Here is a 16,235-nt window from a genome sequence, read left to right as displayed (position 1 = left end):
ATGCACGCCGAGCATCGCGAGTTCCGGGCGGAGTGGCTCGAGGAGTCCATCGCCGCCCGGTTCTGGGCCGTCGTCGCCGAGCATCCCGACCGGGTCGCGGTGCTCGGCGAGGAGGGCCCGCTCACCTACGCCGAACTCGCACGGGAGGTCCAGGCCGTGGCGGCGGCGGTGCACGGCGCCTCACGGGTCGGGCTCCTGGTCGGGCACGGCCCCAGGATGGTCGCCGCCATCCTGGGCGTGCTCACGGCCGGGGCCACCTACGTACCGCTCGATCCTGCCTATCCGCCGGCCCGCCTGGCGAGCATGTCCGAGCTGGCCCGGCCGGAGCTGGTCGTGACCGTGCCCGAGCACAAGGACCTGCTCACCGGCGACCTCGTCGACCTCACCTCGATGCCGCCTGCGCCGGATTTCCGTCCCGTCATCGTGGATCCGAGCTCCCCTGCGTACATCCTGTTCACCTCAGGCTCCACGGGGCGGCCCAAGGGGGTCGTGCAGACCCATCGGGGGGCGTTGTTCCAGATCCGGACGCATACCAACAACCTGCGGATCCGTCCTGCTGATCGGATCAGCGTCGTATCCTCCTTCAGCTACGACATGGCGGTGACAGACGGCTTCTCCGCGCTGCTCAACGGGGCCGCCGTGGTGCCCGTCGACCTCCGGCTGCATGGCCTGGGTCAGCTGAGGGAGTCGCTCGTCGCCGGACAAGTCACGATTTATCACTCGACGCCGACTGTCTACCGCTATCTGCTGGACTCCCTCTCCGAGGGAGAGGTGCTGTCGAATGTCCGGGCCGTCATCCTCGGCGGCGAGGAGGTCGTCCGCCACGACCTCGTCCGCTTCCGGCGGCACTTCCCCGCCTCCAGCGTCTTCGTCAACGGCTACGGGGCCACCGAGATCTCCTTCGTCGCCCAGAACCACCTGACCGCAGCCGAGATGGGCGACGACCCGGTCGTGCCCATCGGACGGCCCCTGGACGGCGTGGAGATCGAGCTCAGGCCGCACCCGGCGGAGGGCGAGATCGTCATCCGCAGCCCGTACCTGGCCGGTTATCTGGGCGCCGCCGAGCGCGACCAGGCCAGGTTCGGCGTCGATCCTGACGGCATGCGGTTCTACCGAACCGGCGACCTGGGGCGATGGTTTCCCGATGGCCGGCTGGCCTACCTGGGTCGCCTCGACCGGCAGGTGAAGATCCGCGGCCACCGCGTCGAGCTCGGCGAGATCGAGGCCGTGCTGGCCACCCTGGTGCCCCGGGCCGCCGTCGTCACCCGCGAGGTCCGCGGCGAGCCGCACATCGTGGCCTACGTCCTGGGAGACGACACCTCAGGTCTGCGCGAGCGGCTGGCCGAGGTGCTGCCCGACTTCATGGTTCCGGCTGAGATCGTCGGAGTCGACACGCTGCCCCTGACCCCCACCGGGAAGATCGACACGGCCGCCCTGCCAGACCCGCACCCTGGACCCGCTCCCGCACGGGCGGTGACCCTGCCGGCGCCGGAGGCCGCGCTCGCCACCGAGATCGCGGCCGTCTGGGGCGCCGTGTTCGAGGTGCGGGAGGTGGACTGGGAGCGATCCTTCTTCGACCAGGGCGGGCACTCGTTGCTCATGGCGAAGGTCCAGCAGCGGCTCGAAGCCGTCCTGAGCCGGCGTATCCCGCTGACCACCCTCTACGCCCATCCCACCGTCGTCTCCCTCGCGCGCCACCTCACGGCGGGAGAGGCGGGGACGCCGAGCGACGCCCCCGCGACCCGTGCGGCGCTACGACGGCAGCGCCGGCGACCCTGACGCCACTCGGCCCAGATCGCGGCGCGTGCCGTCCTCCGAGTTCGCCCGCACCGGGGCGACCGGCTCGCTCGCGACCGCGTTGCTTCGAGGGTGTGGAGCCGCTGGATCTGGGCACCGTTCCCGTGCGAGCGTGGCGTCCGGCCGTGCCCGTCGACGTGGACCTCGTCAAGCCGGGCATCCTCGGAGCGGTGCGCATAGTTGGGTAGTAGTACTATCCAACTATGCGCATGTCCCAGCTGAGCGCCGAGTCCGGCGTCGCCATCGCCACCATCAAGTACTACCTGCGCGAGGGACTCCTCCACCAGGGTGAGCAGGTGGCGGCCACCAGGGCCGAGTACGACGAGTCTCATCTGCGCAGGCTGCGGCTGATCAGGGCGCTGCTGGAGGTGGGCCGCCTGCCGATCACCTCCATCAAGAAGGTGATCGAGGCGGTCGACGACGAGAGCATGTCCGTCCACGACATGCTCGGCACCGCGCACTACGCGCTCAGCCCCGCCGTCGAGACAGGAGAGGACGAGGAGTGGGTGGCCGCCCGCGAGCAGGTCGACCACCTGCTCACCGAGCTCGGCTGGCAGGTCTACAGCACCGCCCCCGCCCGCGACGAGCTCGCCCAGACCCTGGTCAAGATCCGGCAGCTCGGACTTAACACCGACCTGACCGCCTACGCCGAGGCCGCCTACCGGCTCGTCACCGACATCGAGCTGGACACGTTCCCGCTGGAGGGCCCGCGCGACACGGCAGTGGAGGCGCTGGTCCTCGGCACCGTGCTGTACGGCAGAGCCTTCGACGCCCTACGCCGGCTGGCTCAGGAGTCGGAGTCGGCCCGCAGACTGAACGTCAGTCCCCGAGGACGAGAGGGCGCTTGAGCAGCCAGAGCGCCGCCCTCTTGAGCAGCGCGCGGTGCACCTCGTTGTCGTAGGAGCGGACGTCGTGCCCGAGGGCGTCGTAGACGAGGCGGCCTCGCCGTACCGGACGGGCCCACACCAGCGGCTGTCCCATCGACGAGGCCAGCGGCTGGACATCGGGCAGCACCTCGAGGTCGCTGTAGACCTCGTCCACGACGTCGAAGTCACGCAGCCCCTCGACGATCGGGTGGCCGCCGAGGACGCGGACGCTCGTCCAGCCCAGCGGAGGGTGGTGCGACTTGCCCCAGCGCCAGCAGGCGCCCAGCACGCGCGGCCAGCCCTGCCAGTCGTCGAAGCAGATGGAGGCGGCGTGCATGCACAGCAGGCCGCCGCCGCGCTCGAGATGGTCGAGCAGGGTGGTGCGGGCCTGGGCCGGCAGGGTGAAGCCCTTCTCCTGCCAGCGCAGCGCGTTGACGGTGATGAGCTGGTACTCCGACGGTTCGCTGAGCGCCCCCGCGATGTCCTCGGTGATCTCGGACTCCACCCCGACGTCGGCGAGCACCTGCGCGAGGGCCGCGGACGTGGCATCGAAGTCGTGGTACAGGCCGCCTGAGAGGATCAGATTTCTCGCCACGTCACAACCTCATCACGGATGACCCTGGGAAATCCATGGGCGTCCGTTGACGTGATCGCGGGAAGCACTCCGCGCATGACGTCGATCAAGATCGTGGGCCTGGTGGCCGCCGCCGCTCTCTGCTCGTCCGCCGCCTCGTGCCCGACCACTACCGCCAACCTGCGGGTCGCGGTCACGGCTGGAGAGGGGGCTCCCGCCACGGCGCGGCTGACCTGCGGGTGGGACGGCGGCACGCATCCGAAGGCGGCGGCCGCCTGCGCGCTGCTGACCACCGTGGAGGGCGACCTGGCGCGCCATCCCGGCGAGCGCGGCGCGTGCACCAAGGAGCACCACCCGCACACCGTCTCCCTGAGCGGGACGTGGAACGGCAGGAACGTCTCCTACCTGCGGACCTTCGGCAACCGCTGCGTGATGCTCCTCGCCACGGGCGCCGTCTTCGATCTGTGAGCCGGATCACTGTCACGCGCGTAGGAGCTGTCTCGTCCAGTCACCATGAGAGTGCTGGTAGCAGGAGCTTCAGGAGTCATCGGGCGCCGGCTGGTGCCGCTGCTCACCGCCGTCGGCCACGACGTGATCGCGCTGTCGAGGTCGACGGGCGGCCCCGACATGCTCGACCGCGACGCCGCGGTCAACACCGTCAGGCGGATCGCGCCCGACGTGGTCGTCAACATGCTGACCGCCATTCCGGCGGCCCTCAACCCGCGCACCCTGGCCAGGGATTTCGAGCTGACGAACAGGCTGCGCACCGAGGGGACGCGCCACCTCCTCGAGGGCGCCCCTGACGCCAGGCACATCGCGCAGGGACTGGCCTTCGCCTACCGTCCCGCCGAAGGGCTGGCCGGCGAGGACGCGCCGCTCTGGACCGACGCGCCCGCGCAGTTCGCGCCGAACGTGCGGGCGATGGTGGAGCTGGAGCGGCTGACCGTGGGGGCGGGGGGCCTGGTGCTGCGCTACGGCCACCTGACGGGGCCTGGCTCGATCTACGACAAGGACGGCTCGACCACGGCCGCGGTGCTGGCCGGAAGGATGCCGATCGTCGGCGACGGCGGCTCGGTGTTCTCCTTCACCCACGCTCACGACGCGGCCACCGCCGTGGTCGCCGCACTCGACAGGAACGTCTCCGGCGCGCTCAACGTGGTCGACGACACGCCGATGGCGGTCAGGGACTGGCTGCCCGCCTTCGCCAGGAAGCTGGGCGCGCCCGCTCCCAGACGTGTGCCCGCCTTCGTGGCGAAGCTCGCGGTCGGCGGGTTCGGCGTGGCGTTCATGACCAGGCTGCGGGGGGCCGACAACAGCAGGGCGAGGCTCGTGCTGAACTGGCGCCCCCGGCACGCCTCCTTCCTCGATGACCAGGAATGATGCCACCGTGGACTTCGAGACCTATCGCCCCATGCTGCTCGGCCTGGCCTACCGGCTGCTCGGCAGCATGTGGGACGCCGAGGACGTGGTGCAGGAGGCCTGGCTGCGCTGGAGCGACACCGACCAGGCGGCGGTGAAGGAGCCCAGGGCCTTCCTGGTCACCATCGTGTCGCGACTGGCGCTCGACCAGCTCAGGTCCGCGCGGGTCAAGCGTGAGGCGTACACGGGGCCGTGGCTGCCGGAACCGGTCTCCGCCTCCGAGGTCGGACCGCTCGACACGGCCGAACTGCGCGACACCCTCTCCTACGCCACCCTCCATCTGATGGAACGGCTCTCGCCGCCCGAGCGGGCGGTGTTCGTGCTGCGCGAGGCGTTCGACCTGCCGTACGACGAGATCGCCTCGATCGTGGACGCGAGCGTCGCCAACTGCCGGCAGATGCACCACAGGGCGTCGGTACGGCTGGCCCAGGGCAGGGACCGCTTCCAGCCGAGCCCCGAGGACCACGCCAGGCTGCTGCTGCGCTTCCTCGATGCCGCACAGGGCGGCGACCTGGCCGCGCTCACCTCGATGCTCAGCGACGACGTGGCGGCGTGGACCGACGGCGGCGGCAAGGTCAGGGCGGCGCTCCATCCGATCGAGGGCCGCGAGAAGGTGGCCGCCTTCATCGCCGGGCTCATCAGGCGTTACGGCGTCGAGGAGACGAGGATCGTCGATGTCAACGGCGCGCCAGGGCTGTGGATCATGGCAGGCGGCCAGCCCCAGGTCGCCACGGTCGCCATCAGGAACGGTCTGATCCGGGGCGTCTACGCCATGCGCAATCCCGACAAGCTGGGGCGTGGTTTTCCACAGGTGGGATAGGAGGCGCACCTCATTACCTCGCCACCCCTCCGCTCCGTAGCGTCTTCGGCATGATCTCTTTTCTGAACGTGCTGGTGGCCGCCGCTGTGACGCTCCCGGGAGCGCAGGTGCAGGAGCAGCTGGAGGCGCTGCCCAAGACCGCCGCGATCGCCAGGCTGAGCGACGCCGACTCCTCCTGGCAGGGGGCGGCAGGCGTGCGCGACCTCAAGTCGGGACGGCCCGCCGTACCGGAGGGGCACTTCCGGATCGGCAGTGTCACCAAGACCTTCGTGGCGACGGTCGTGCTGCAGCTGGTCGACGAGGGAAAGGTGAAGCTGGACGAGCCCGTCGACAGCTACCTGCCCGGCGTCGTCCCCGACGGCGAGAAGATCACCGTGCGGCAGATCCTCGACCACACCAGCCACCTCTACGACTACATGAGCGAGCCCGGCTACTCCACCAACCGGTGGAGGGGCAAGGACCGCTTCCGCCACTACTCCCCCGCGGCGCTGCTGAAGGTGGCCTTCGCCAAGAAGCTGCCCGCCGACGGCCGCTGGCACTACTCCAACACCAACTACGTGGTGGCGGGGATGCTGGTGGAGAAGGTGACGGGCAGGCCGTACGGCCAGGAGGTCGCGCGCAGGATCCTGCGGCCCCTCGGCATGCGGCACACCAGCGTGCCGGGCGACAGGCCTGGCCTGCCCGCGCCGCACGCCCGCGGCTACGAGCCCGTGCCCGGCGGCGAGCTGGTCGACGCCACGCTGATGAACCCCTCGCTCGACTGGGCGGCGGGCGAGATGATCTCCACCGCGCGCGACCTGGACGTCTTCTTCGACTCCCTCCTCACCGGCAAGCTGACCAGCGCCGCCTCGCTCAAGGCGATGCGGACCACCGTCAAGACCGGCGCGGGCTTCGAGTACGGCCTGGGCCTGCAGGCCTACCCCACGCCGTGCGGGACGAAGGTCTGGGGGCACAGCGGTGAGCTGATCGGCTATCTCACCTTCGCCTTCCGCTCCGACGACGGCCGCTCGCTCACCCTGTCGATCAACCCCGCGGCCACCAACCCGTCCACCGAACAGGTCATGGGCATCGCGGCGGCGCAGTTCTGCGATCGGTAGTCTCGCTCCTATGGATCTCGGCATCTCGGGCAAGGTCGCACTCGTCACAGGGGGCAGCGCCGGCATCGGCCTGGCCGCCGCGAAGGCTCTGGCACAGGAGGGGTGCGACGTGTGCGTCAGCGCGCGCAGCCCCGAACGTCTGGCGGACGCCGTGGTGCAGCTGCAGGAGTACGGCGGCGTCGTGCACGCCGTACTCGCCGACGTGGAGGACCCCGCGGCCGCCGAGCGGGTGGTCGCGGAGACGCGCGAGGTGCTCGGACCGATCGACATCCTGGTCGCCAACGCGGGCGGCCCGCCCGCGGGCACGTTCGTCGAGGTGAGCCTGGCCGACTGGGAGGTGGCCGTCCAGCGCAACCTGCTCGGCATGGTGCGGCTGATGCGGGCCGTGCTGCCCGACATGCGCTCGCGGGGCTGGGGCCGCATCGTCACCGTGACCAGCAGGTCGGTGCGGGAGGTGCTCGACGGGCTCGCGCTGTCCAACGCCACCCGTACGGCCGTCGCCGGCGTCGTCCGCACCCTGGCCAGGGAGGTGGGCGGCGACGGCATCCTGGTGAACAACGTGCTGCCGGGACCGATCGACACCGAGCGGCTTCGGTCGCTCGGCCACACGGGCACGACGCCGATCGGGCGAATCGGACGTCCCGAGGAGGTCGGCGACGTGGTGGCGTTCCTGGCCAGCGAGCGCGCCTCGTTCGTCAACGGGGTCTCGCTGTTGGTCGACGGCGGCGAGAGCAGGATCGTGGCCTGAGCGTCCGCGCTTTCCGCTGAGGCCGCAAGCCATGACATCCTTCCTGTAGAAGCCAAAAGGGAAGGACGGGGGCATGGACAAGCCGGTCATCGTGACGGTTGACGACGACCCGGGCGTGTCGAGGGCGGTCGCTCGCGACCTTCGGAAGAAGTACGGCCAGCAGTACCGCATCGTCCGCGCCGAGACCGCCGAGCAGGGGATCGAGGCAGTCCGCGAGATGCGCCTGCGCGGCGACGAGGTGGCGGCGATCCTGGCCGACTACCGGATGCCGCAGATGAACGGCGTGCAGTTCCTCGAAGCGGCGATGGACATGTACCCGTTCGCCCGCAGGGTGCTGCTCACCGCGTACGCCGACACCGACGCCGCCATCCAGGCGATCAACGTCGTCGATCTCGACCACTACCTGCTCAAGCCGTGGGACCCGCCGGAGGAGAAGTTCTATCCGGTGATCGACGGCCAGCTCGACGCGTGGCAGCGCTCCGACAGGCAGATCAGGCCCGAGCTGCAGGTGGTGGGCGACCGCTGGTCGGCGCAGTCGTACGAGATTCGCGACTTCCTGGCCCGCAACCACGTCCCCTACCAGTGGATGCTGTCCGAGGACCCCGAGGGCAAGCAGCTCGTCGCGGCCGTGGGCTCGGAGTGCCACCTCCCTCTCGTGATCACCTCGGAGGGCGAGCAGCTCCAGGCGCCCGACCAGTCCACGCTCGCCTCGGCCGTGGGCCTGTCCACCACGCCCTCGACCGACTTCTACGACCTCATCGTGGTCGGCGGCGGACCCGCGGGGCTCGGCGCGGCGGTCTACGGCGCCTCCGAGGGGCTGCGCACCGTCCTGGTCGAGGCGCACGCCTCGGGCGGCCAGGCAGGGCAGAGCTCCCGCATCGAGAACTACCTCGGCTTCCCCGACGGCGTCTCCGGCGCGCAACTGGCCGACAGGGCGCGCAGGCAGGCGCTGAAGTTCGGCGCCGAGCTGCTCAGCGCCCGCAAGGTGATGAGCCTGGAGGCCAAGGGCCAGGCCAGGGTCGTCGGCTTCAGGGACGGAGGGGAGATCGCCGCGCACGCGGTCATCCTCGCCACCGGCGTCACCTACCGCAGGCTCGAGGCGCCGGGGCTCGACGACTTCGTCGGCAGGGGCGTCTACTACGGCGCCGCGCTGACCGAGGCCTCCTCCTGCCAGGACCGCGAGGTCTTCATCGTCGGCGCGGCCAACTCGGCCGGCCAGGCGGCCGTCTACCTGGCGGGATTCGCCAGCAAGGTCCACTTGTTGGTGAGGGGTGAAGGTCTGGAGAAGTCCATGTCCCACTACCTCATCGAGCAGATCGCGGCGATCCCCACCATCGAGGTCCACTACGAGACCGAGGTGACGGGCGGCACGGGAGACGGCCACCTCGAGCAGCTGACCCTGAACACCAGGGGCGCCTCCTGGACGGCCGACGCGTCGTGGCTGTTCGTCTTCATCGGCGCCGAGCCCTACACCTCCTGGCTGGGCGACGACCTGGAGCGCGACGCCAAGGGCTTCGTCCTCACGGGGCCCGACCTGGTGGCGTACGGCGAGCGGCCGCGCAACTGGCCGCTGCGGCGGCAGCCGTACTTCCTGGAGACGAACATCCCCGGCGTGTTCGCCGCCGGCGACGTGCGCGCCGACTCGATCAAGAGGGTCGCCTCCGCCGTCGGCGAGGGCGCCATGGCCGTGGCTCTGGTGCACCGCTACATGGAGAAACAATGATCGACATAGACGAACTGCGCAAGCTCTTCCTCTTCGAGCGGCTGACCGACGAGCAGCTGACGCTGCTGGCCACCAAGGGCGAGGTCCGCGGCTACGAGCGCGACGAGTACGTCCTGCGCCAGGGCGAGCCGTCCGAGCACTTCTTCGTCCTCATCGAGGGCGAGGTCCAGATGCTGACCGACACCAGCGCGGGGCCCGTCTCCCAGCCGCGCACCTCGCAGCCGGGCGTCTACGCTGGCGCCGTCCAGGCCTACCTGGGCAACCGCGCGCCCGACGTCTACCAGCACTCGCTGCGCGCCACCGCGCCCAGCAGGATGTTCGTGCTTCCCGCCAAGAAGTTCGGCTACATCGTCACCGAGTGGTTCCCGATGGCCTTCCACCTGCTGGAGGGCATGACGTACGGCGGGCGCGCGGCGCGCGAGATCATCGACAGGCGACAGCGGCTGACGGCGCTCGGCACGATCACCGCGGGGCTCACGCACGAGCTGAACAACCCCGCGGCGGCGGCCGTACGGGCGGTGAGCGAGCTGCGCACCCTCATCAGGGCCTCGCGCATCCAGCTGGCCGGGCTGGCCGAGGACGGCATAGCGCCGCAGAAGCTGCTGCACCTCGTCGAGATGGCCGACTCCTGCGCCCAGGCCGTCGGCACGCTGCCCCCTCGCAGCCCGATGGAGATCTCCGACGCCGAGGACACCATCGGCGACGCGCTGGAGGAGCTCGGCGTCGAGGACGCGTGGGAGCTGGCGCCGTCGCTGGTGAACGCGGGATTCACCCTCGAGACGCTCGCCAAGATCCGCACCAAGGTGGGCGACGAGCACGCAGGGGCCGCGCTGCGCTGGCTGTCGGAGGCCACCGAGATCTCGCAGATGCTCGGCGAGGTCACCGAAGCCACTGAGCGGATCACCTCGCTGCTCGCCTCGGCCAAGCAGTACTCCCAGATGGACCGGGCGCCCTTCAGCGTCGTCGACGTGCACGAACTGCTGGACAGCACGCTGGCCATCTTCAGGGGCAAGATCCCTCCGGGGATCTCGGTGGTGACCGACTACGACAGGTCGCTGCCCCCGATCCCGGCGTACGGCGGCGAGCTCAACCAGGTGTGGACGAACCTGATCCACAACGCGCTCGACGCGATGGGCGAGGAGGGGACGCTCACCGTCAGGACGGCCCATGACGAGGACGAGGCGATCATCGAGATCGGCGACACGGGGCCAGGGGTCGCCGACGAGATCAAGGAGCGCATCTTCGAGCCGTTCTTCACGACGAAGACCGTGGGGAAGGGCACCGGGCTGGGGCTGGACATCTCCTACCGGATCGTGGCGGGACGGCACAGCGGTGAGCTGAAGGTGCGCTCCGTGCCCGGTGACACGTGGTTCGAGGTCCGCCTCCCCCTCCGCGAGACCCCCGGCCCCACCTGAGGACCTGCGCGCTCTTCCGGCGGAATGGCCGTGGAGAGCGGGGAGGCTCATCGGGCTCCCCGCCCAAACCCACGCCACTCTCTACCACTTGACCATGACCTGAAGGCGAGCGGTGGCCTGACTCGCTACCGCGTTCAGAGCAGCAGTTCCCCCACGGTCTCCCCGAAGAGCACCTCGCCGGTGGGCCTGAAGCCGAGCCGCAGATAGAACGCCTCGGGTCCACCTTCGCCCTGTTCCCACAGGACCGTCACGCGCCGGTTTCCGCGTCTCCTTGCCTCCTCGCAGAAGGCGAGGACGGCGAAGCGGCCATAGCCCTTGCCCTGCTCGGCGCCGTCGACGTTGAGTCGCCAGATGCCGCAGCGGAAGGCCTCCGTCTCGTTGTCAGGGTCGAAGTTCCCCATGATGAAGGCGACGGCGCGGTCGTCGTCGTAGACCAGGCGTGGCCAGGCAGTACGGCGGGAGGCGTAGGCCTCGGCGAGAGAGGTCACCACGGGGGCGACGAAGGCCTCCTGCTCAGGAGCCACCTTGATGTCGACCGCAGCGGAGACGTTGTCGGGGGTGATCTCTTCAAGTCTGGGCACGGGACCGACTAGATCACGGCCGACCGACAAAATCCCCGAACCCTGCGGCACGACGTCGCTGATCCCGTCACCGAACCGGGTCGTGTGCACACCGGGCACCGAAACCACCGCCTGCCCGAAGCCCCCACTCAGGCGATGAGCACACCCACCTGCCCGAAGCCCCGATCAGGCGATGAGTGCAGGCGCCAACATGCTCACGAGGTCAGCGGCGAACCGGTCGGCGTCGTCGGGCAACTCCACCAGATGCTCGAAGAACGCCCGCTGGAAGCACGCCCCCAGCAGCAGCGCCGCCGCCGCGTCAGTATCGGCCTGCGCCAGGACCCGCCCGCGCCGCTGCTCGGCCCGCAGGAACCTGGCCAGCGCCAGCACCGCCTGGTGCGGCCCGGACCCGGTGCTCGCGAACGATGCCCGCATCACGTCGAGCAGCATCGGATCCGCGAACATCCCCCCGGCCAGCGGCAGCACGTCCTTGTACAGCCGGACGGCCGCGAGCGCGTACTCGGTCAGGTTCTCCTCGAGCGAGCCCTTGCCCACGTTGGCGTGCAGGCGCGCCGACGCCTCCTTCAACACCGGGATCCGCTCCCTGAACACGGCGTTGTACAGCATCTCCTTGCTGGAGAAGTGCTTGTAGAGCAGCGCCTCGGAGCAGTCGGCGGCCTTCGCGATCTCCTTGGTCGTCGCCCTGGCCACCCCCAGGTCGCGCATCGCACGGGTGGCCGCGTCGAGAATCCGTTCCCGCGTGTCCATGAGAGGGCCCCCTTGACGGGTGAGTGAGTGCTTACCCATCATAGGGTGAGTAAGCACTCACCCACCCCCGTCTGACCCCCAGGCCCAAACCCCCTCGATCAACCCCGCTCGGTCGAAACGGCGATCCGGACGCGTCGATGCCTTGAGCATCGGGCCCAACCCGAGCCCCATCCCTTCAAGCTGAGCATCGGGCCTAACCCGAGCCCCATCCCTTCAAGCTGCACCAGCGAAAGGAGCCCTCATGCGCTTCACCGTCCTCGGTGCCACCGGTGGAACCGGTGTGCACTTCGTCCGGCAGGCACTGGATGCCGACCATGACGTGGACGCCGTCGTCAGAAGACCCGAGGCGGTAGCCGATCGTCATCCCGGGCTGGTCGTCTACCAGGGCGACGTCATGCGCGCCGACACCCTCAAGGAGCCGATCAACGGCACCGACGCCGTCGTCTTCCTGGTCGGGCCGCACTCCACGGGCCCCTGCACGGTCTACTCCTCCGGCGGCCACAATGTCATCGAGGCCATGCGGGCCACCGGCGCCCGCCGCATCCTCGCCGTCACAGCGGCCCTCGTCGACCAGCCGAACGACACGCTGATCCAGCGGGCCACCCGTCGCATCGTGCGCCGCGTCTTCCGCGAGGCCCAGGCCGACCGGCTCGTGTTCGAGCGGGAGCTCAGGGAGTCGGGGCTGGACTGGACGATCGTCCGTCCGCCTCGCCTGGTGGAGGGGACGGGCAAGGGGGCGTACCGCATGGCGTTCGACACGGGGGTCAGAGGTGGGCTGACGCTCTCCAAATCGGATCTGGCCACGGCGCTGCTCTCCATGGCCGCCGACCCCGCCACCCACGGCCACACCGTCGACATCGCCTACTGACCAACGCCAGAGCCGCCCTCCACGACGTCGTCACCCGTCAGCGCGGGCGCCGCCGTGCACGTTGACGGCATCGTCGCCCCAGGGGTGCAAAAGCCTCAAATCTGGACGAAGACCGTCTATGATCATGGTCTATGGATGACGCTCTCCCCGGCATCAACCCGCACATCCCCAGCGTGGCCCGGATGTACGACTACTACTTGGGCGGAAAAGACAACTTCCCCTCAGACCGGGAGGCCGCCGAGAAGGTGCTGGCCGTCGTCCCCGAGACGCGGCAGGCGGCGCGGGAGAACCGGGCGTTCATGCAGCGGGCCGTACGGTACCTGGCCGACCAGGGCATCAGGCAGTTCCTCGACATCGGAACCGGACTGCCGACCCAGGGCAACGTCCACGAGGTGGCGGGTCCCGACGCTCACGTGCTCTACGTCGACAACGATCCGATCGTGCTGGCACATGGCAGGGCGATCCTGTCGGGGTCCGAGGGTGTCGACGTGGCGCAGGGCGATCTGAGGTTGCCCGAGGCGATCCTCGACTGCGACGAGGCGCGCAGGCTGCTCGACTTCGACCAGCCGATCGCGATCCTGGTGGTGGCGGTGCTGCACTTCGTCCAGGACGGCGACGGCCCTGCCCGCATCCTGGGCAGACTGAAGGAGCGCATGGCGCCGGGAAGTCATCTCGTGCTGTCGCACGCCTGCCCGAACCGGCCCACCGAGTCGGAGGACATCGCCTCGGTCTACGACCTGGCCACGGCGCACATCAGGCTGCGCACCAGGCAGGAGATCCTGCCGCTGTTCGACGGGCTGGAGCTCGTGGAGCCCGGGCTGGTGAACGTGGCCGAGTGGCGGCCTGAGGTGGCCGAGCTGGCCCCGCTGCAGGGCGTCGGCGACTACCTCCTGGGTGGCGTGGCCAAGAAGCCCTGAGGCGCTGATTTGTCAGTCATCTGACTCACTATGGACACGAAGACTCCAGGCCCACTAAGGTCCCTACTTAGTCATCCAACTAACTCAGTTAGAGGAGCATGAGATGTTCGTAGTGACAGGGGCCACGGGGAATGTCGGACGCCAGCTGGTGCAGGTGCTCGCCGACGCCGGTGAGCGCGTGACCGCCGTCTCCAGGCAGCCCGCCCCGGTCCCGCCCGGCGTACGGCACAGCCAGGCCGACCTGGCCGACCCCGCCGGCCTGCGGACCGCACTGGAAGGCGCCGACGCCCTGTTCCTGCTGGTCGCGGGTGAGGACCCGCAGGCCATCCTCGAGCAGGCCAAGAGCGCCGGTGTGCGGCGCGTCGTCCTGCTGTCCTCCCAGGGCGCGGGCACCAGGCCGCACATCTACCGCCACCCCGCCGCCTTCGAGGAGGCGGTGCGCGAGTCGGGTCTGGAATGGACGATCCTGCGGCCCTGCGGCTTCGACTCCAACGCCTACGCCTGGGCCGAGAGCATCAGGGCGCACCGCACGGCTGCCGCGCCGTTCGCCGAGGTCGGGCTGCCGACCATCGACCCTGCCGACATCGCCGAGGTCGCGGCGGTGGTCCTGCGCCAGGCGGGCCACGCGGGCCGTACCTACGAACTGACCGGACCCGCACCGATCACCCCGCGTGAGCGGGCCGAGGCGATCGGGGCCGCGCTGGGCGCGCCGGTGCGGTTCGACGAGCAGACCCACGAGGAGGCGCGGGCGCAGATGCTGGCGTTCATGCCCGAACCGGTCGTGGACGGCACGCTGGCCATCCTGGGCGAGCCGACCCCCGAGGAGCAGAAGGTGAGCCCCGATGTGGAGCTGCTTCTCGGCCGCGCGCCCCGCGCCTTCGCCGACTGGGCCGCGCGCAACGTCGCGGCCTTCAGGTGAGCGCGCCGCCGAGCCGGGTCGAGGCCTTTCTGTCCGGGCCGCAACCGGCCACCCTGACCACCCTCAGACCCGACGGCTCGCCGCACGTGGTGCCCGTGCGCTTCACCTGGGACGCCATCGCCGGCCTGGCGCGCGTCCTGACCAGGGCACCCTCGCGCAAGGCCAGGAACCTGACCTTCCGCCAGGGCGGCCGCGCCGCGCTCTGCCAGGCGGAGGGGTTCCGCTGGGTCACCCTCGAAGGCGTCGCCACTGTCAGCGCCGACCCTGAACGGGTGGCCGAGGCGGCGCGACGCTACACCGAACGCTACGGCTCCCCGCCGCCGGACCCGCTCGACCGGGTCGTGATCGAGATCGCGGTCGACCGTGTGATGAACCTCAACCTCTGACAAGGACCTGCCATGCCCGTTCAGCCCGTACTCGACTCCACGATCTCCTACAGGGAGCTCGGCGCGGGAGCGCCGGTGGTCTTCCTGCACGGCAATCCGACCTCCTCCCACCTGTGGCGGCACGTCCTGCCCGCCGTCGGTGAGCCCTGGCGCCGTCTGGCCCCCGACCTGATCGGCATGGGCGAGTCGGGCAAGCCTCCGATCGACTACACCTTCGCCGACCACGCGCGCTACCTGGACGCCTGGTTCGACGCGCTCGAACTCGACCAGGTGGTGCTGGTCGGGCACGACTGGGGCGGCGCCCTGGCCTTCGACTGGGCCGCCCGCCACCCAGGAAGGGTGCGCGGCGTCGCGTTCACCGAGACCATCGTCAAGGCGATGTCATGGGAGGAGTTCCCCGAGGGGGGCCGTCCGCTGTTCCAGGCGATCAGGACGAAGGGCGTCGGCGAGACCATGATCCTCGACGACAACGCCTTCCTCGAACAGGGTCTGCCCGCCACCGTCGCCACCCCTCTCAGCAAGGACGACCTCGACGTCTACCGCCGGCCGTACCCCACCAGGGAGAGTCGCCTGCCGCTGCTGCAATGGCCGCGGTCGATGCCGCTGGGAGGGGAGCCCGCCGAGGTGGTGGCCAGGGTCGAGGCGTACGGCGCCTGGCTGGCGAGCAGCGGGGAGGTGCCCAAACTCCTGCTGACGTTCGAGCCGGGGCCGGGGAGCATGATGGGCGAGGAGCTCGTCGACTGGTGCGCGGCGAACATGGCCGCTCTGGAGATCAGGCACCACGACGCGGTCGCCGGGCACCACACCCCGGAGGATCATCCTCTGGCGATCGCGGCTGCCATCGCGCAGTGGGCCGGCGACCATCGCCTCCGTTGAATCCGAGACCGCCGCGTCACCTCTCCGCAGGCGCAAAGGCCTGGGCGACGGCCAGGCTGTCCTCGTAGACGTGGTGGCGGGTGACCAGGCCGTCCTCGATCGTGAGGTGCAGGGCGAACCTCGCGCGATAGGCGCGTCCGGTGGAGCGGGCGGTCTGGCGGATCTCGCCGAGCACCACCGCGTCGGCGCCGTCCACGAGGATGCGCTCGATCCGGGTGTCCGCGCTGCCGGGCACGTGGTGCTCGCCGATCTGGCGATAGTGGGCGGCGGCGTCGGCGCGGGTGGAGCGGTGACGGATCCACGGGGTGGCGGCGCGGCCGTGCTCAGCCTCGGGCCAGTCGAGCTTCCAGTCCGCGCCCTCGGCGTACAGCTCGGCGATCCGCTCGGGGTCGCCCTCGCCGATCCGGCGCAGCAGTTCCTCGACGACAGCGCGCGTGGTCGTGGTCGTGGACGTCGACATGGTGTGGCCCTCCGGCGTGGAT

18 protein-coding genes are annotated in these 16,235 nt (G+C 70.2%); 14 read left to right on the top strand and 4 right to left on the bottom strand.

All coding sequences use genetic code 11. From position 1 onward, the window contains the following. Positions 1–1,779, top strand: coding sequence for a non-ribosomal peptide synthetase (locus ABFX50_RS21350; RefSeq protein ID WP_346148887.1), 1,779 nt, complete (start codon positions 1–3; stop codon positions 1,777–1,779). Between the two features lie 221 nt (positions 1,780–2,000). After that, the gene (locus ABFX50_RS21345; RefSeq protein WP_346148885.1) at positions 2,001–2,645 is read left to right on the top strand and encodes a MerR family transcriptional regulator; all 645 of its coding nucleotides are present in this window, start codon (positions 2,001–2,003) and stop codon (positions 2,643–2,645) included. On the opposite strand, the gene ABFX50_RS21340 is transcribed toward ABFX50_RS21345, so the two are convergent. Beyond that, the gene (locus tag ABFX50_RS21340; protein ID WP_346148883.1) at positions 2,617–3,258 is read right to left on the bottom strand and encodes a ThuA domain-containing protein; all 642 of its coding nucleotides are present in this window, start codon (positions 3,256–3,258) and stop codon (positions 2,617–2,619) included. The two genes, ABFX50_RS21345 and ABFX50_RS21340, sit on opposite strands and share 29 nt — an antisense overlap. A 75-nt stretch (positions 3,259–3,333) precedes the next feature. Here ABFX50_RS21340 and ABFX50_RS21335 point away from each other — a divergent pair, with 75 nt between their 5' ends. The 7 genes from ABFX50_RS21335 to ABFX50_RS21305 all read left to right on the top strand — a co-directional run bounded on the left by ABFX50_RS21335 (position 3,334) and on the right by ABFX50_RS21305 (position 10,459). Continuing rightward, positions 3,334–3,705: an SSI family serine proteinase inhibitor gene (locus ABFX50_RS21335; RefSeq protein ID WP_346148881.1), complete on the top strand. Its 372-nt coding sequence runs from the start codon at positions 3,334–3,336 to the stop codon at positions 3,703–3,705. A gap of 45 nt (positions 3,706–3,750) precedes the next feature. Beyond that, the gene (locus ABFX50_RS21330) at positions 3,751–4,617 is read left to right on the top strand and encodes an NAD-dependent epimerase/dehydratase family protein (protein ID WP_346148879.1); all 867 of its coding nucleotides are present in this window, start codon (positions 3,751–3,753) and stop codon (positions 4,615–4,617) included. Further along, positions 4,604–5,476: an RNA polymerase sigma-70 factor gene (locus ABFX50_RS21325; RefSeq protein WP_346148877.1), complete on the top strand. Its 873-nt coding sequence runs from the start codon at positions 4,604–4,606 to the stop codon at positions 5,474–5,476. Before ABFX50_RS21330 ends, ABFX50_RS21325 begins: the two co-directional genes overlap by 14 nt. 50 nt (positions 5,477–5,526) lie before the next feature. Beyond that, positions 5,527–6,573: a serine hydrolase domain-containing protein gene (locus ABFX50_RS21320; protein WP_183657107.1), complete on the top strand. Its 1,047-nt coding sequence runs from the start codon at positions 5,527–5,529 to the stop codon at positions 6,571–6,573. A gap of 10 nt (positions 6,574–6,583) precedes the next feature. Next, on the top strand, positions 6,584–7,321 hold the full coding sequence (locus tag ABFX50_RS21315) for an SDR family oxidoreductase (protein WP_346148875.1): 738 nt from the start codon (positions 6,584–6,586) through the stop codon (positions 7,319–7,321). 73 nt (positions 7,322–7,394) lie between these two features. Further along, positions 7,395–9,044, top strand: coding sequence for an NAD(P)/FAD-dependent oxidoreductase (locus ABFX50_RS21310; protein ID WP_346148873.1), 1,650 nt, complete (start codon positions 7,395–7,397; stop codon positions 9,042–9,044). Beyond that, positions 9,041–10,459, top strand: a complete 1,419-nt coding sequence (locus tag ABFX50_RS21305; protein WP_183657098.1) for an ATP-binding protein — start codon at positions 9,041–9,043, stop codon at positions 10,457–10,459. The genes ABFX50_RS21310 and ABFX50_RS21305 overlap by 4 nt, the downstream gene beginning before the upstream one ends. A gap of 134 nt (positions 10,460–10,593) precedes the next feature. Here the strand turns inward: ABFX50_RS21305 and ABFX50_RS21300 are convergent, their stop codons facing one another. Both ABFX50_RS21300 and ABFX50_RS21295 read right to left on the bottom strand, forming a co-directional pair. After that, positions 10,594–11,040, bottom strand: a complete 447-nt coding sequence (locus ABFX50_RS21300) for a GNAT family N-acetyltransferase (protein ID WP_346148871.1) — start codon at positions 11,038–11,040, stop codon at positions 10,594–10,596. Between the two features lie 165 nt (positions 11,041–11,205). Then, positions 11,206–11,787 (bottom strand): TetR/AcrR family transcriptional regulator, encoded by a 582-nt coding sequence (locus ABFX50_RS21295; RefSeq protein ID WP_346148869.1) that lies wholly within the window; start codon positions 11,785–11,787, stop codon positions 11,206–11,208. Positions 11,788–12,028: 241 nt separating this feature from the next. Between ABFX50_RS21295 and ABFX50_RS21290 the strand changes: the two genes are divergently transcribed. From ABFX50_RS21290 to ABFX50_RS21270, 5 genes are all read left to right on the top strand, one after another. Further along, positions 12,029–12,655, top strand: coding sequence for an NAD(P)-dependent oxidoreductase (locus ABFX50_RS21290; RefSeq protein WP_346148867.1), 627 nt, complete (start codon positions 12,029–12,031; stop codon positions 12,653–12,655). A 131-nt stretch (positions 12,656–12,786) separates the two neighbouring features. Further along, the gene (locus ABFX50_RS21285) at positions 12,787–13,572 is read left to right on the top strand and encodes an SAM-dependent methyltransferase (RefSeq protein ID WP_346148865.1); all 786 of its coding nucleotides are present in this window, start codon (positions 12,787–12,789) and stop codon (positions 13,570–13,572) included. A 103-nt stretch (positions 13,573–13,675) separates the two neighbouring features. Then, positions 13,676–14,491: an SDR family oxidoreductase gene (locus tag ABFX50_RS21280; protein WP_346148863.1), complete on the top strand. Its 816-nt coding sequence runs from the start codon at positions 13,676–13,678 to the stop codon at positions 14,489–14,491. Continuing rightward, positions 14,488–14,877 carry a pyridoxamine 5'-phosphate oxidase family protein gene (locus ABFX50_RS21275; protein ID WP_346148861.1) on the top strand — a complete coding sequence of 130 codons (390 nt, stop codon included), beginning with the start codon at positions 14,488–14,490 and terminating at the stop codon, positions 14,875–14,877. The genes ABFX50_RS21280 and ABFX50_RS21275 overlap by 4 nt, the downstream gene beginning before the upstream one ends. Positions 14,878–14,889: 12 nt before the next feature. Further along, a complete protein-coding gene (locus tag ABFX50_RS21270) occupies positions 14,890–15,753 on the top strand; it encodes a haloalkane dehalogenase (RefSeq protein WP_346148860.1) in 864 nt (287 codons plus the stop codon). A 16-nt stretch (positions 15,754–15,769) separates the two neighbouring features. Here ABFX50_RS21270 and ABFX50_RS21265 read toward each other — a convergent pair whose 3' ends face one another. Continuing rightward, positions 15,770–16,213 carry a nuclear transport factor 2 family protein gene (locus ABFX50_RS21265; protein ID WP_346148858.1) on the bottom strand — a complete coding sequence of 148 codons (444 nt, stop codon included), beginning with the start codon at positions 16,211–16,213 and terminating at the stop codon, positions 15,770–15,772. Positions 16,214–16,235: the final 22 nt, after the last annotated feature.

The organism is Nonomuraea recticatena (genome assembly GCF_039533245.1).
Lineage (GTDB): Bacteria > Actinomycetota > Actinomycetes > Streptosporangiales > Streptosporangiaceae > Nonomuraea > Nonomuraea roseola.
The sequence above is the reverse complement of the archived record's forward strand: the minus strand, read 5'-3'. Positions and strand labels throughout refer to the sequence as shown.